Here is a 16,927-nt window from a genome sequence, read left to right as displayed (position 1 = left end):
ACAATTGAAATGTAAATAATGAATCTATAATAAAGACCATGTTTTAATGGGCTTTATAAGGTTTTTAATCAATTTCATTAAATTCTAAAAAAAAATGTTGTTTTGTCGTGATGACAAAATGACTTTGATATATACTTATGGCTAAAACCAAATTTACGACACTTGACAGTTTGTCATTTCAGGGGATAGATGAAGATGCAGAATTAATTCCTTTAATGACGCCAGAAGATGAAGAAGAAATAGACAAAGAAGATTTACCCGAAATATTACCAATATTACCTTTAAGAAATACTGTACTATTTCCTGGAGTTGTTATTCCGATTACTGCAGGAAGAGATAAATCTATTAAACTTCTTAATGAAGCTAATAATGGTAATAAAACAATAGGGGTAGTTTCTCAGAAAGAAGAAGGTATAGAAAATCCATCTTTAAAAGATATTAATAGAGTAGGTGTAGTAGCTCGTATTTTAAGAGTTTTAAAAATGCCTGACGGTAACACTACGGTAATACTACAAGGAAAAAAACGATTTCATATAGATGAAGTTGTAGAAGAAGAACCCTATATTAAAGCTAAGGTTAAAGAAGTTCCTGAGGCAAGACCTGCAAAAGAGAATAAAGAATTTAGTGCTATAATCGATTCGATTAAAGATTTGGCTTTAGAAATCATAAAGGAAAGTCCGACGATACCTTCTGAAGCTTCATTTGCTATTAAAAATATAGAAAGTAATTCTTTTCTTATCAATTTTGTGTCTTCTAATTTAAATCTTCCTGTAGAGGAGAAACAGAAATTGCTAGAGATCAATGACCTTAAGAAAAGAGCTTTAGCTACATTAAAATATATGAATGTAGAGTTTCAGAAACTGGAACTTAAAAATGTCATTCAGAGTAAGGTTCAGCATGACATGAGCCAGCAACAGCGAGAGTATTTCTTACATCAACAAATGAAAACCATTCAAGAAGAACTTGGTGGTGTCTCGCATGAAGATGAAATCGAAGAAATGCGTGTGCGTAGCAAGGATAAGAAATGGGACGAAAAAGTAAAAAACCATTTTGATAAAGAGTTGTCCAAAATGCAACGTATGAACCCTCAAGTTGCAGAATATTCTATACAACGTAATTATTTAGACCTGTTTCTAGATTTACCCTGGAATGAATTTAGTACGGATAAGTTTGATCTAAAACGAGCTATGAAGATTTTGGATAGAGATCATTATGGTTTAGATGAAGTAAAACGTCGAATTATAGAATACCTCGCAGTATTAAAACTGCGTAATGATATGAAATCTCCGATATTATGTCTATATGGCCCTCCTGGAGTAGGTAAAACTTCATTGGGAAAATCTATAGCAGAAGCTCTGGGAAGAGAATATGTAAGGATATCATTAGGTGGATTGCGTGATGAAGCAGAAATAAGAGGACATCGAAAGACGTATATAGGAGCAATGCCGGGTAGAATTATACAAAGTCTCAAAAAAGCAGGAACCAGTAATCCCGTATTTGTATTAGACGAAATTGATAAATTATCAGTAGGTAATCAAGGTGATCCATCATCTGCTTTATTAGAAGTTTTAGACCCTGAGCAGAATTCTGAATTTCATGATAATTTCCTTGAGATGGGATTTGATCTCTCTAAAGTAATGTTTATTGCTACTTCTAACAGCCTGGGAACAATTCAGCCTGCGCTTAGAGATCGTATGGAAATTATTAATGTAACCGGATATACAATTGAAGAGAAAATTGAGATTGCCAAACAACATTTGTTGCCAAAACAGTTAGAAGAACACGGATTGAATAAGTCTCATATTAAAATGGGAAAGGCGCAACTAGAAAAAATAGTTGAAGGATACACCAGAGAATCCGGAGTACGTGGTCTAGAAAAACAAATTGCTAAAATGGTACGTTATGCTGCGAAGAATATAGCAATGGAAGAGGAGTACAATGTAAAAATTAGTAATGAAGATATCATTGAAGTTCTTGGAGCACCAAAGTTAGAACGTGATAAGTATGAAAATAATGATGTCGCAGGTGTAGTAACAGGACTTGCATGGACAAGCGTAGGTGGAGATATTCTATTTATAGAATCTATTCTGTCAAAAGGAAAAGGTAGTCTGACTATTACCGGGAACTTAGGGAAAGTGATGAAAGAATCTGCTACCATTGCTATGGAATATATAAAGGCCAATGCTGCAGAATTAGGGATTAATCCAGATATTTTTGAAACCTATAATGTACATATACATGTACCCGAAGGAGCTACCCCAAAAGATGGCCCTAGCGCAGGAGTTACAATGCTAACATCTCTGGTTTCTTTATTTACACAACGTAAGGTTAAGAAAAGTCTTGCCATGACAGGAGAGATTACATTACGAGGAAAAGTATTACCTGTTGGTGGAATTAAAGAAAAAATCCTTGCTGCAAAAAGAGCACATATAAAAGAGATATTACTTTGCGAAGATAACAGAAGAGATATTAATGAAATTAAATCAGAATATTTAAAAGGGCTTAAATTTCATTATGTTAAGGATATGGAAGATGTATTAAAACTAGCCATTACCAGTACCAAGGTTAAGAATGCAAAGAAATTATAAGAATATAATTTAACATGATAAAAAAACAAAAGGCAGCGATTTTAAACGCTGTCTTTTGTTTTATGATCTTCTCTTTTTAATCAAGACATCTTTATATAATTCCAGGTTTTTTAAAACAATGTCGCTTCCTTTTACAACAGTTTCTAGAGGTTGATCTCCTAGGTGTACAGGAAGTTCTGTAGCTATAGATAATCGATCATCAAGCCCTCTTAGCATTGATCCACCACCTGTTAAATAAATACCAGAATTATAGATATCAGCAGAGAGTTCTGGAGGAATTTCAGAAAGTGTTTCCATAATTGCATTTTCTATTTGTATAATAGACTTATCTAAACTTTTTTTAATCTCTTTATATGATAATTGTATTTGTTTAGGTTTCCCGGTAAGAATATCTCTTCCTTCTACCATCATTTTTTCTGGAGGTGATGCTAAGGTATCGATTGAAGAACCAATTTTTATTTTTATTTTCTCTGCCATAGACTCTCCTATATGTAGATTTCGAGATTCTCTCACATATTGAGTAATATCCTCATTAAAAACATTTCCGGCAATTTTTACAGATTGGCCACTAATTATTCTCCCCAAAGAGATTACAGCAATTTCTGTAGTTCCTCCACCTATATCTACAACCATATTTCCTTTAGGTTCTAGAACATCTATCCCACCACCTATTGCAGCTGCAATAGGTTCTGGTATTAGAAATATATTTTTTGCATTGAGTCGTTTTGCAGATTCTTGTACCGCTCGCATTTCAACTTCGGTACTTCCGCAAGGGATAGCAATAATCATATTGTAAGAAGTTGCAAAAGCTGAAGTATTAAAAACTGATAACTTTTTGATAAATGTCTTTAGCATTTTCTCTGCTGCATCAAAATTAGAAATAACACCATTATTAAATGGAGATATTGTTTTTATATTCTTGTTAATTTTGCCACGCATCATACCTGCTTCTTTACCTACTGCAATAATTTTTCCGGTAATTTGATGAATTGATATAATAGAAGAGTTGTTTACTGCTATTTTTCCTTTATAGGTAATAAGCGTATTTGAGGTGCCAAGATCTATTGCTATTTTTTCGTTTAAAAAATCAAAAAAGCCCATGATTTGTGTGTACTTAGGTTAATGTGTGTTGATTTAAGGTGTAATAAAGTAGCTTATATTCATGCAGTAGGGGTCTAAAGGTAGATAACTTCGATAAAACGTAATTATTGTGTTTCTATACAAGTTTTAGCATCATTTCTTGTAACGTTAAATGATTGGACGCCTTTGTTATAGTGCGGTAATCTCTATATTTTGGTAAGTAGTTTATTAGATGTAATTATTTCATTTATAATAACTTTTTTTATATAACCTGTATTTTCCAAATAGTTTGGTTTATTTTTGGTTTTTAATACAAATTGCATTTCTCAGAAATTGGAAGACAATAAGATAATAATAGCTATAGATGGACATTCTTCTACAGGAAAAAGTACTGTCGCAAAACAATTGGCCAAAGCATTAGGATATATTTATGTAGATACGGGGGCAATGTATCGGGCAGTTTCCTTATATGCTATGAGAAAAAAAATTATTGATGAACTTCATTTTGATCATGAAGCATTAGAAAAAGATCTTTCTGCAATAGATCTTAGGTTTAAGATAAATCCAGAAACTGGCCTGGCAGAAATCTTGCTTAATGGAGAAAATGTGGAAAGAGAAATCAGGACGCTTACCGTTTCTAGATATGTGAGTAAAATTGCTGCTATTTCTAGTGTTCGTAAAAAATTAGTAGAGCAACAGCAAAAAATGGGAATGGATAAAGGGATTGTCATGGATGGAAGAGATATAGGAACTGTTGTTTTTCCAAATGCCGAACTTAAACTATTTATGACTGCTACTGCAAAAGATCGTGCAGAACGTAGATTTCTGGAACTTAGAGAAAGAGGAGAAAATGTTACCTATGAAGATGTTCTAAAAAATGTTGTTAATAGAGATCATATAGATAGTACAAGAAAAGATTCTCCTCTTAAGAAAGCAGAAGATGCTATCAAGATTGATAATTCTAACCTTACCCTAAAAGAGCAGTTTGAACAGATTATGGAATTAGCAAAAAATACGATACTAAAAGTTAGTTTTTAAGTTTTTTCCTTTTGATAATTTCAACAGAAATTTTTTTTGTTGCTGCTATATTATTAGTTACATCTCGGTATTCATAATATTTGTAACCTCTTTCTGTCCATTCTACTAACCTTCTATAATCCTCGTTATTTTTAAGTAATAAAACACGGTTAATTCTTAATACCTGATTTTTTGCCGAAATATACTTAGGAATTGAAGGATCATTAACCCTATAGAAAGGTTTGATTGTTGATATTTTATATTGCTCGCCATTATTCATAACTATTAGATCTGTGTCTTCAAAGATTAATTGTACTTTAGAAAGACATTGAGCGTAGTTACTAAATGAGAAGAATAAAAAAAATAAAAATAAAATTTTTATCATAACTCATTGATTTTATTGTTTTTACGTAATTAATTTACGGCTTTAAAGTAAGAAATCAAAGAAAAACGACATAAACTTTATTTGTGATAACATGGCTGGTGTATATAATAAGAATCTAATTATTGTAAAATAACACGAATAAAAACAGGTATAACTCTTGGTTTGCTACATGTTTGTTAATTAGTGTTTTATGAATTAATCTCTTTGTTTACAAGGAAAAACATTCAATATGATTGACGAATACTTGCATATATTTTGATGAATAAAATAATTTTTGGGTAAATACTACACCTAATTTAAACTGATATAGTAAGAAATTAATTTTTTGGAGCAACAAGAGAATCTGAAATATTGTTTTCTTTTAGATTAAAATCAGAAAGCTCACGAGATTCATATAATTTCATGTCTTCTTTTACCCATTCGATTAATTCTATATACTCCTCATCATTACTAAGAATAAGAACACGATTTAATCGCAAAAGATGGTGATTAGCATATTGTTTATATTTTTTTATCGTAGTGTCAGAAACTGAATAAAATGGTTTATTAACCAGAATTTTATATCGTTTTCCATTATTCATAACTATTTGATCTTTATGCTCATATATAATCCTGGTTTTGGATAAAGATTGTGCATAATTTTGTAATGAAATAAATAAGAAAACTAAAAGTAATAATTTTTTCATATGAATATTCTATCGATTCGGAAAGCGAAAGTACGGTAAAACCGTAGAAAGACAAGGTTTTATAGTACTCATATCGTCGTTTTTTCGATGAAATGCATGTTTTTTACCGTTTAACTTACTTAAAATGGAAAAAAAGCCATTAAAAAATATTTTTTAATGGCTTTTTATTCATGCTTTGATTACTAAAATTAATTCATAACTAGTTCATAATTAGTTTATGAACTGATGTTTTGTGATCAGTTTTAAGCTTAACCAAATATGCTCCATTGGCAAGATTTCCAGGATTAAATGATTTATTACTTACATTGTCATTTTTGTATACACTTCTTCCAAATAGATCAAAAATGGTAACTGAAATATTATCAGTGGGAGAAGTAACTCTAAGGATTGTATTAGCACCACTTATTACTGGGTTTGGTGTTATAGAAACCTGAGAAGCTTTTGTAGTATTAAAACTGTCTACAATTACACCTCTAGCAGTACCACCTACAGTAAATGTAGTATTTTCTGAACTACCAAAAGAACCACCAGATGCTAGTGTTGTACTATCTGCTGTTAGTGAGTAAGATCCATTACCATATTGGCAGCAAATCCCATCACCATATACATCACTTATTGTAAATGTATAAGAACCAGCAGCCAAACACTCTGTAAGAGTTAGTGTAGAACCATCTGCCTGAGAACCATATGTTCCTCCAGAGGCTACAACTTGATTACTACTATTAGTAATTTGCCAGCTTGTTTCTTCTGGGTAGTTATCAAATGTAATAGACAAGTTTACATCTGTACAAGAAGGATTAACTGTTCCTGTAGTTAGTTTAACATCGTCAAAAGTGATATCACCACTCCAAGATGTACTGGTAATTCCATTAAATCTTAATTTAACTGTAGCTCCAGTATATGATGCTAAATCTACGCTAGCTGATTTCCAAGAGTTACCTTGATTACCAGATTTAGTCCATAAAGAGGTCCAGTTAGATCCATTATCTGTACTTGCTTCTAGTGTTAATGTTCCTATACTAGTACCATACATATGATATTGAAAAGTAAATGTTGCTTGAGATGCAGCACTAAGATCAAAACAAGGAGAGTTTAATATTGCTCTTTTGTTAGGGAATCCTGCACCATTTCCAGAAGCTTCTGTATATACATAATATGTGCCTTCTGCAGCACTAGATGGTCCGGTATTATTTGATGGAGTTCCATTAGAATCTATAGTCCAGTTAATATCATCACCAGTAGCTTGAGACCATGCTCCAAGCGTATTTTCGAATCCTTCAGCATATGGGAAAGAAGAAATCTCTCCTGTACATCCTCCACCAGTATTTCCCGGTAGGGTAGTTGCTGTTGCTGTATTACTAAAACCAGATTGATTTCCTGCTGCATCTTTAGCTTTTACTCTAAAAGAATATGATGTATTAGCAGATAATCCAGTAGCTTGATAAGTTGTGGTTGTAGCTGTCCCTATAACTGTACTACCTTGATATACATCGTATCCAGTTACTCCAACATTATCTGTAGAAGCACTCCAAGATAGATCAATAGTAGTTTGTGTTGCATTAGAGGTAGCTAAACTTGCAGGAATTGTAGGTGCCTGCGTGTCTCCTCCGGTTCCTCCGGTAATTTCAAAGTTGGCATTAGAAATATCAAAGAATATATTTCCTGACCCTTTTACCATGATTCTGTTTTGTGTTCCCTGAGAATTTGGAACTGTTATGCTATGAGAACCATCGTTAGGTACTGCAGTGGCGATAACCGTTGGATAGGTATTTCCTCCATCTGTAGATAATAAAATATCGACATTGGCAGCATTAATTCCATTTCCAGTTGTACCAGCAACATTCCAGGTTACGGTTTGCGTAGAACCTGCAGACCAGCTAACATTAGTATTAGGAGCATTAACAACAAAAGGCCCTGCAGAAGCAGTAACATTAACTTTCATGTTATCACTATTATTTGCACCACCGCCAGCTTTATTGTCTCTAACCGTTAATCTAAAATTTAAGGCTCTCGTTACATCTGGTACAGCTTCCCATTTCCATGAGGTAGCACCAGTTTTAATAGTTTCTAATCTTGGAAAATATCTTTGATTAGATGCAGTAGGAGTATAAGACCTGAAGGCAACACCAGAAGTTACAGTTGGTCCAGGATATGTTCCTACACGATTATCCATTTGTTCCCAGCAGTAAGTAAGTGCATCTCCACTATTAGCATCAGTACCCTGACCTGTTAATACAAATGCAGTTCCTTTTGGAACGGTATAATCAGCTCCTGCATTTGCAGTAGGAACAGCATTACCTGTATTTGTATTGGTTTGACAGCTTGTTGATTTTACATAATTTGTAATCTGCTGGATTGTTGCTGCATGAAAATAAGGATCACTATTCTGTTGTACATCTGTAGCACCAGTAATTCCTGCATACCCCATTATAGTAGTACCACTTCCTGGTTCCATTTGTACGTTTGTTCCTTCACTACGGAATGTATACGTATGATTTCCGCCAAATTGATGTCCCATTTCGTGTGCTACATAATCTACATCATAAATATCTCCCTGAGGCGTATTTCTTGAAGAAAAACCACTTCCTTTTTTTCCATCTACACATACACATCCGATACATCCGGCATTACCATTTTTTGGAGCAAGAACAAATACATGACCAATATCATAATTAGCTTCTCCAATTACACTGGTTAGTGTAGATTGTAGTTGACTGTTATAACTTCCTGTATAAGGATCAGAACTTGCATTTGTATAAACAACAGCATCGTTATTAGCAATAAGTACCATTGTAACTCCAAAATCGGTTTCGTATATTCCGTTTACACGAGTCATAGTAGTATTGATAGCAGCCATTGCACCTGCCTTAGTACCACCATGAAATTGAGTGTATTCTCCAGTAGTAGAAACAGCTAATCTATAAGTCCTTAAAACACCATCATCGGCATTTTTTTGATTGATTGCACCACTATTAGAAAAATTAGGAGTATTCTCATTAACAGAACAATTCAATCTATCGATTGTACCTGATCTCTGATCCCTAGAATAAATAGTATATACAGAACCACTTGTTGTATAGGGCTCTATAAATACAGTTTTAGAATTACCAGATAGACGCATACTTTGTAATCCAGAAGGAGCAACACTAAATCTGATTGTAGCTGTTGGATCATCGATTCCCTGACCAGCATACGATTTAATTTCAGGATATTTGACAGCAAGATCAGGATGCATTACAGGAGCCTCTACTATTCTAAAAGATTCCATTTTACCTTGCTCATTTGGAAACTGCATAATAACAGTAGAACCATTTGATGATTTTCCTCGCAATTGAGAATCCTGAAGTGCTTTTTTCAGAACTTCAATATTAAGATCAAAAAGAGTGCTTGATGGTAAATCTGTCTTTGTCTTTATAACATTAAGACTTTTTGAAGAATTAGTTCTTTGCCAAGGGTTATTACCTTGTGCGAATACGTGGCCTACAATGAATAAGCTCACGAATAAAAATAATCGCGTTTTCATATAAGTTGAGTTTGAGTTAGGCGGCAAAAGTAGAAATATTATCTAATTTTTTACTAAATGTTTGAAGATTTGTTAATATTTTGTTATTATTTGTGGTTTTTGCGTAATTGAACAACGGTTTTAAGGGAGGTTTTTATGATAAATTTGATTTCATAAATGACTTTTGATATACAAAACTTAGAAAAGTTTGTTTTTTGAAAGGAGAATTCTCAAAAGAGGTAGGTAAGCTATATATTGGAATAAAAAAAAGACCACTATATTATGTGGTCTTTTTTTTATTTTTAAATATATGATATTATAAATTAGGAATAACAAGTTCCTGATCTGGGTGAATTACGTCAGGGTTTTTAAGAATATTTGTATTTGCTTCAAAAATAGCCTTGTATTTCATTGCATCACCATAATAATGCTTCGCAATTTTGCTTAATGATTCACCACTTTTTACTGTATGTCTATGATATACAGAAGTATCAGCAACTTTGATATCCGCCATAATATCAGAAGGAGAACTACCACCTATTTCTTTTATTTTATCCCAAAGTTGATTTTTTTCATACTGCGTATTTGCAGTACCTTTTATCTTAAGAGTTCCATTTTCTTCAGATACATCACCGTCCTGGATTTTTAATTCTTGTCCTAAATCCAGAACACTTTGATATTTTGACTTCACCATAACTAAGTTGATTTTAAATTATTAATTAGCTTTACCCAAATATAACAAATAATAGAATGGTGTTCACATAATTTTAGGATTAAAAATCGATCAATTATCGTTGAAATGCATAATTTATCTATATTCGGACACTTTTTAATACTATATTCAATGTTCCGTAAACGTTATTATTATATCATTCAGTTGCAATACCTTGGTTTTAGATATCATGGTTGGCAGAAACAACCTACAGTAAATACTCTTCAGCGAATGGTAGAGCGAACAATCGCTTATGTTCTGGAACATAAAGATTTTAAAGTTCTGGCAACAGGAAGAACGGATGCTAAGGTATCGGTTAATCAAACCTATATTGAGTTATTTGTAGATCACCAACCTTTGGATATCGAAGTTTTTTATCCTTTATTTAATCAAAATCTTCCCCAGGATATTAAGGCTTTAGGCATTGAAGAAACTAACGAGCAGTTTAATATTATTCAATCTCCGAAGAGCAAAGAATATTTATATTTATTCTCCTTTGGAGAGAAATTTCATCCTTTTTGTGCTCCGTTTATGTACAATATCACAGAAGAACTTAATATAAATCTAATGCAAGAAGCGGCTATGCTATTTGTAGGAAAACATAATTTTAGATCGTATTGTCACAGACCCACGGAAAATACAATTTTGGAAGGCGAAATAACACATTGTGAAATTAAAAAAAATGAAGTGTATACTGCTAGTTTTTTTCCAAAAGAAAGCTATCTTTTACGAGTAAAAGGTGAAGGGTTTAAAAGAAACCAAATTCGCTTAATGATGGGAGTATTATTGGATTTAGGAAAAGGAAAAATAAGCCTTGATTTTATCAGGAAAACTCTTGATCCTAAGGCAGAAGAAATTGTATTAGAACATATAGTTCCCGGTTCTGGATTAATATTAAACTCGGTTGAATTTAAAACATAAATCATGAAAGTTTTATCTACTAATATTGCAACTCCTCGCAGTATACATTGGAAAGGAAGAGAAGAAAAAACAGGGATCTATAAACTTCCGGTAGAAGATCCTATATATTTAGAGAAAGAAGATGTTCGAAATGATCATGTTATAGATAGAAGATATCATGGTGGAGTTGACAAAGCTTGTTATTTATATTCGGCAGATCATTATCCCTATTGGAAAACAAAATATCCTGATTTAGAATGGAATTATGGAATGTTTGGTGAGAATATTACGGTAGAAGGATTTGATGAAAAAAACATAAAAATTGGATCTGTTTATAAACTTGGAGAAGCTACAATACAGATTTCACGCCCAAGACAACCTTGCTACAAACTAGGTATTCGTTTTGGCAATCATGCAATATTAAAACAGATGATAGATTCGTTACTTTCTGGAGTGTATGTAAGAATAATCGACCCGGGACCTGTTTCTGTTGGTGATAAGTTACAATTAATAAAAGAAAACGATGATGGAATATCCGTTGCCGAATTAAATACATTGCTATTTCATTATGATGAAAACACACATCTAGAGCTTGCAAAAAAAGCCCTTATGGACACTTTGGTTTCTGATAGCGATAAAAAATATTTTAGAAAGAAAATAAAAGCCTACTAGTATATGCCAGATAAGACAAGGTTGTATAGTCCTGATAAAAAAACTATAGCTACAATTGATCATGGTGAATTAATAAGTTATCAGGTAGATAGTATAGAAGTAATGCATCAAAAAGGAGATGCAGGATGGGGAAACACAGAAATCGAAATGTTTCCTACGATTGGTTCGACTAAAGAAAATCAGTTTTCTGTGCAAACTCCAAAAGGAGACGCAAAACTGGATCAGCACGGGATTTTAAGAGTTATGGATTATCTTCCTGTAAGAATTGAGAAGAGTAGTGCTTCCTTTCATAAAAAATACGCTGCGAATACGCAATTGTCTAATCATAAATATCCTAATAAATCCTCGCAACAATGGCTTAATTGGCCATATGATTTTGAGTTTATAAAAACTTTTGAATTATCGAATGAGGCTTTAAAAATTATCTTTGAGATAAAATCAGAAAAGGATATGCCATTGATGTTAGGTTTTCATCCGGCATTTAAAATTTATAGCCAGAATATCATAATGAAAACTGCAGGTCAGAATATTTCTTTAGATGCTATTTTAGAAGCTGGAGCCTCTGCCTTCTTATTAAAAGATTGTAGGGAGATATCTTTCACAAATAATGGTAGCCTTGCTGTTAATTTAAAAACAAATGGTTTCAAACATATAATGCTATGGAGTGAAGTGACAAATATGGTTTGTATAGAACCAATTACATTTTATCCCTCAAGTGTTCCTGTGCATGAACTACATACAGGGTTTGATTATAGTTCGGGGTATGAAAAATTCGAGGTTATCATTTCTCCTTCCTACGATTAGTCGTATTATTTTTGCTTTTAGTTTTAAAAATATTGTGAAAAATGTGATATGTGATTTTTGGATAGTAAAACACAATTAATTCATAAAATTGTAGTTACTATAAGGTTGATTCTTAAAAAAATAAGTTTTATTAACGCTCCAAAATCTTGTAATAGAGGTTACTCTATATTGTTAATATTTTAATTTAGCTATTTCATAGGTCTTAATTATGATACATTACAAAGCTTCATTTGTTGTAATGATTATATGGTAGACTATAAAAAGTAATAACACAAACTCAGTACTTTTGAAAAGGGGCTTTTACATACTAATTTTAGTCTATACTATTTTTCTATCTTGTAGTAATGATGATAAACTTTTAGACGATAAATATGTTCGTGGTGTTCGGCTAACAAATAATTATGCAGAAAAAACAAATGATGATACCTTCTTAAGGTATATACTTAATGATGATTATATAATCACAGGAGTACATAAAGTTAAAATAAAGCCAGATATCTCAAAAAAAGAAGATTCTATAACGGTAAAGAAAGAAAAACCTCCTGGGAAAAAGCCAAAAGAAAAAAATAAAAAAATAAAGAGAGAAATAGAAAGTGATTCTATTGAAATTAAATATAGAAGGTATCATTTTATTGGGCTACCAGAAGAAATTACGAATCAAATAATAACACTCCCCAAAAGAGAAGGTTTTGACAGGCTGATACAACAGCAAGAAGCTACACTAGAAATATTAGAAGAAAAGCTAATAAGCAGAGAAGATATTGGTGGTAAAGTGTATAAGGATATAGCGATTGATTACCTTGCACAAATTGACAATCATTTGAAATTTATAGAGTTTTATAATGAAAGATTGTACGATGCTTATTTGAAATTAGTAATAGAAGCAAAACAACTTGATCGTTCTATAGAAGAAGAATACAATACTGTATATGGGAAAATAAATAGCAGTACCGTTAAAGATTCTGTAGATGTAGAAAGATTAGCTGTTTTAGAAAAAAAATATACATCTCATAAAGAACTATTAAAAACACTCTTGGATTGGAATTTGAAATTAAAAGATTTTCAAAATTCTACAGATGATTTTAAGATATTAAAAGATCGCAATATTGCAGAGACATTCGAGATGTACAAAAATAAAACTTCTCAAAAAGAAGTAATTCACTATTTAGAAATACGATTAGCAGATTTATTTCATAATACTATTAAATCTATAGAATAATACTACTAGGATTCTGAGTTTTCTTCTTCCAAAATTGTTAATACCAATTTAATAGTATTGTAATCTATAGCTCCTTCAAAATGTTCAAAATATGGTTTTAAGGTTTCTGGATTGTCCAATTCCTTTTTAGCCTTTTTTACGGTATTAAGGTCTTCTTTATTTACAAATTGCTTTAAATCAATATTTTCACCATTTTCATATAGTTTCATGATATGTGAGAAGATGGTAGATTGTGCCAGTCGGCGTTGCAGCGCTATTTCTTCTATAGAGAGCCCTTGCTGGTACAAGGCTAAAGTTTCTAAATGTGTATTCCCTTTTTTAGTACTTTTCTTTTTTTTCTTTTTTGTTTTTTCGGCAGAAAAATCAATAATAGCTTTAATAAATTGGTATCCGTAGTTTTGCATTTTTTGTCGTCCAACCCCATTAATCTGCATAAATTCTTCATCACTCATTGGACGAAACTTCTCCATTTCTTTTAGGGTCGCATCACTAAAAATCTGATAAGCAGGAATACCAGCTTCTTTTGCTAATTCTAGTCGTAGCTGACGTAGTTTCTCAAATAGATTAGGTGCCGCTCCTTGATCCACTTGTTTTATAACATTTGCTTGTTTTGCTTTTTCAAACTCTTGCAAATGTGCAAGACTCACTTTTTCTCCTTCAAATAGTACTTTTTGCGAAAGCGAAGTGAGTTTTATTTTGTTGTTCTGATGAAAAGCAATCTCCAGATATCCTTGATTGATTAGTTGAATGATGTATTGTTGCCAATCTCTCCATGCCATATCACCACCAATACCATACGTTTTTAAGTTTTGATATTCTTTATCATATACTGCTGCATTTTGTGCGCCTCGTAATATATCAATCACAGTACCAATAGGCTCTTGTTCTTTGATTCGGGTTACTGTAGATAATGCTTTTTGAGCAATAATAGTCCCATCGATAAAAGTTGGAGGGTTCTTACATACATCGCAATTACCGCAATCTTCTTCGATTAATTCTCCGAAATAGCTAAGTAAAATTTTACGTCGACAACTCAGAGAATCAGCATATTGCTTCATGCGATCCAGTTTAGCTAATTGTACTTCTTGATTACCAGACATGTTAGCAAACTTTTGTAATTGTACTACATCTGCATAGCTATGAAAGAGTAGAGTAGAAGATGGTAAACTATCCCGACCGGCACGTCCGATTTCCTGATAATACCCTTCGATATTTTTTGGCAAATTGTAATGAATTACCCAACGCACATTAGATTTATCGATACCCATACCAAAAGCGATGGTAGCACAAACAATCTGAACGGTATCATTAATAAAACCTTCCTGAACAGAAGATCGTTTTTGATGATCGATTCCTGCATGATATGCTTCTGCATTAAATCCCTGATTTTGCAATTTTTCAGATAGCATTTCAGTAGTTTTTCTACTTAAGCAGTAGATAATCCCACTATCATTAGGTTTATCTTTAAGGAAATCAGTGATTTGCTCAATTCTTTTGTTTCCTGGACGTACTTCTAAGCTAAGATTTTTACGATCAAAAGACGCAAGATGTTGTTTGGCATTCGAAATGTTTAACTGATCACAAATATCTTGGCGTGTCGCTTTATCTGCTGTAGCGGTTAGTGCAATAACCGGTGTTTTAGGAAACCTGTTTTTGAGATATCCCAGTTGTGTATATGCTGGCCTAAAATCATGACCCCAGGCAGAAATACAATGAGCTTCATCTATTGCGATTAAACTAATTTCTATTTGTGAGAATATTACTTCTAAAAACGATAAACTCTCTGGAGCGATGTATAGTAACTTGATTTCTTTATCTGATAGTTTTTGATAAATTTCCTGTTGCTCGGTTTCAGTTTGGCTACTATTGATAAAAGCTGCTTTGATACCATTTGCCAATAAACCATCAACTTGATCTTTCATTAAAGCAATTAAAGGAGAAATAACCAGAGTTACTCCAGGTAACAATAAAGCAGGTAGCTGGTAACATATTGATTTACCACCTCCTGTGGGCATAATAACAAGATTATCATTTCCTGAAAAAACAGAGTTAATAATATCCTGTTGTAATGGGCGAAAGCTATCATACCCAAAATATTCTTTTAAGGTATGTAAAACGTGTTGTTGATCTGGCATAATTACAAAGAAAAGAAAAATAGCTTGAGAAATAAATTAGTTAATGCTCGTTGCCTTTATAAATCCACATGGGTTCGGTTTCACCAGCTCTAACGAATCCGACTTTTTGATAAAAATCAATTGCTTTGCCATCTGCAGTTAACATTTGCATATGAAAATGGCTATATTTTTCCTGCATTTTATCCACTATCATTTTTCCAATACCTTTTCCCTGATAATCAGGATAAATAAGTAAATGGGGATAATACACGACTAAATACCCATCAGATATTGCATTACCCAATCCAATCAGGTGATCTCCATTCCAGGCAGAAACTAATGAATGAGAATTCAGTAATGCACTATGTAATTCTTTAGGTTTATCTGCCGAGCTCCATTCATTAGCTTTATATAAATCAATTATTTGTTCTAGTTCTATATTCTTTGTTTCTGAAATTTTTATTTCCATCTAATTTTATATGTACTAGTATTCTATACTGTTATTCGTTTATTTTTTCTGCAATAAGTATGGTATGAATTTCTTCGATATCATCTGCTTTTTTATACTTTTTTTGAAGTGATTCTTTTATTTTGAAAGATGTAATCATTAGACTTTTTTCAATACTTTTTAGCTCATGATAGTAAAAATATACCCTATCTCCACTACTTCCTGATAGATATCCCGAGTCGTCTTGGTTTCCAGCAACAAAACTTATATAAAGTATTCCGGAATCATTGAGCAATTTATTGCAATCTATTATCATTTTTAAACAATCTGATTGTGATAAGTAGGGGATACAAAATCCGCAAATAATAGCATCAAATTTATTAGGGATAGTATGTATTTCCCGACTATCCATCACCAGTACTTCGGCGGTGGGATTGTTTTTTCTAGCCAGTTTAATCATATTCTCCGAATTATCTATGGCTGTTATCCTAAAATTAGGATTTTTGGCGAGAAGATATTGGGTTATGTTCCCTGGGCCACAACCGATTTCAAGAATGTAGGGATTATTCTTAGAGATTAAATTACAGAATATGTCATAGGTGTCATTATACAAATCCAAACCCATAAACTTATCTTCATAAATTTGAGCTATTTTATCCCAAGTTTTAAATGTTTCCTGGTACCTATCCATTTTTTGCTTCTTTAAGAAGTATATAGAGAATGATTTATGATATAATTTAGTAATTTTCGTTTTTAAGCACTTCTATTAATTGCTGAAAAACTTCAAATGTTATATGATT

At 32.4% G+C, this 16,927-nt stretch carries 14 protein-coding genes; 6 read left to right on the top strand and 8 right to left on the bottom strand.

Going from position 1 to position 16,927, the window contains the following annotated elements:
- Positions 1-137: 137 nt before the first annotated feature.
- Positions 138-2,588, top strand: a complete 2,451-nt coding sequence (lon, locus tag DG435_RS03430) for an endopeptidase La (protein WP_106793722.1) — start codon at positions 138-140, stop codon at positions 2,586-2,588.
- A 60-nt stretch (positions 2,589-2,648) separates the two neighbouring features.
- On the opposite strand, the gene DG435_RS03425 is transcribed toward lon, so the two are convergent.
- On the bottom strand, positions 2,649-3,689 hold the full coding sequence (locus DG435_RS03425) for a rod shape-determining protein (RefSeq protein ID WP_106793723.1): 1,041 nt from the start codon (positions 3,687-3,689) through the stop codon (positions 2,649-2,651).
- Between the two features lie 312 nt (positions 3,690-4,001).
- On the opposite strand from DG435_RS03425, the gene cmk reads away from it, so the two are divergent.
- Entirely contained in the window at positions 4,002-4,706 is a 705-nt protein-coding gene (cmk, locus tag DG435_RS03420; RefSeq protein ID WP_106793724.1) for a (d)CMP kinase, read from the top strand.
- On the opposite strand, the gene DG435_RS03415 is transcribed toward cmk, so the two are convergent.
- The 4 genes from DG435_RS03415 to DG435_RS03400 form a co-directional block, all read right to left on the bottom strand.
- Positions 4,696-5,070: a hypothetical protein gene (locus DG435_RS03415; RefSeq protein WP_159025662.1), complete on the bottom strand. Its 375-nt coding sequence runs from the start codon at positions 5,068-5,070 to the stop codon at positions 4,696-4,698. The genes cmk and DG435_RS03415 overlap by 11 nt on opposite strands.
- 317 nt (positions 5,071-5,387) lie before the next feature.
- On the bottom strand, positions 5,388-5,756 hold the full coding sequence (locus tag DG435_RS03410) for a hypothetical protein (protein ID WP_106793726.1): 369 nt from the start codon (positions 5,754-5,756) through the stop codon (positions 5,388-5,390).
- Positions 5,757-5,955: 199 nt separating this feature from the next.
- Positions 5,956-9,279 (bottom strand): reprolysin-like metallopeptidase, encoded by a 3,324-nt coding sequence (locus DG435_RS03405; protein ID WP_106793727.1) that lies wholly within the window; start codon positions 9,277-9,279, stop codon positions 5,956-5,958.
- A gap of 295 nt (positions 9,280-9,574) precedes the next feature.
- Positions 9,575-9,952, bottom strand: a complete 378-nt coding sequence (locus DG435_RS03400; protein ID WP_024769190.1) for a LysM peptidoglycan-binding domain-containing protein — start codon at positions 9,950-9,952, stop codon at positions 9,575-9,577.
- A 150-nt stretch (positions 9,953-10,102) separates the two neighbouring features.
- Between DG435_RS03400 and DG435_RS03395 the strand changes: the two genes are divergently transcribed.
- From DG435_RS03395 to DG435_RS03380, 4 genes are all read left to right on the top strand, one after another.
- Complete coding sequence (locus tag DG435_RS03395) at positions 10,103-10,891, top strand: tRNA pseudouridine(38-40) synthase TruA (protein ID WP_106793728.1); 789 nt, start codon at positions 10,103-10,105, stop codon at positions 10,889-10,891.
- A gap of 3 nt (positions 10,892-10,894) precedes the next feature.
- Positions 10,895-11,542 (top strand): MOSC domain-containing protein, encoded by a 648-nt coding sequence (locus tag DG435_RS03390; RefSeq protein ID WP_106793729.1) that lies wholly within the window; start codon positions 10,895-10,897, stop codon positions 11,540-11,542.
- Positions 11,543-11,545: 3 nt separating this feature from the next.
- Positions 11,546-12,346, top strand: coding sequence for an aldose epimerase (locus DG435_RS03385; RefSeq protein WP_106793730.1), 801 nt, complete (start codon positions 11,546-11,548; stop codon positions 12,344-12,346).
- Between the two features lie 286 nt (positions 12,347-12,632).
- Entirely contained in the window at positions 12,633-13,565 is a 933-nt protein-coding gene (locus DG435_RS03380) for a hypothetical protein (protein WP_106793731.1), read from the top strand.
- Positions 13,566-13,570: 5 nt separating this feature from the next.
- On the opposite strand, the gene recQ is transcribed toward DG435_RS03380, so the two are convergent.
- Genes recQ through DG435_RS03365 form a run of 3 tightly spaced genes read right to left on the bottom strand, consistent with a single transcriptional unit; the run spans position 13,571 to position 16,818 of the window.
- Positions 13,571-15,700 (bottom strand): DNA helicase RecQ, encoded by a 2,130-nt coding sequence (gene recQ / locus DG435_RS03375; RefSeq protein ID WP_106793732.1) that lies wholly within the window; start codon positions 15,698-15,700, stop codon positions 13,571-13,573.
- A gap of 40 nt (positions 15,701-15,740) precedes the next feature.
- Positions 15,741-16,148: a GNAT family N-acetyltransferase gene (locus DG435_RS03370; RefSeq protein WP_106793733.1), complete on the bottom strand. Its 408-nt coding sequence runs from the start codon at positions 16,146-16,148 to the stop codon at positions 15,741-15,743.
- 31 nt (positions 16,149-16,179) lie between these two features.
- Positions 16,180-16,818, bottom strand: coding sequence for a trans-aconitate 2-methyltransferase (locus DG435_RS03365; protein WP_106793734.1), 639 nt, complete (start codon positions 16,816-16,818; stop codon positions 16,180-16,182).
- Positions 16,819-16,927: the final 109 nt, after the last annotated feature.

Origin of the sequence: Aquimarina sp. Aq78, from assembly GCF_900299525.1 — a bacterium.
GTDB lineage: Bacteria > Bacteroidota > Bacteroidia > Flavobacteriales > Flavobacteriaceae > Aquimarina.
The sequence above is the reverse complement of the archived record's forward strand: the minus strand, read 5'-3'. Positions and strand labels throughout refer to the sequence as shown.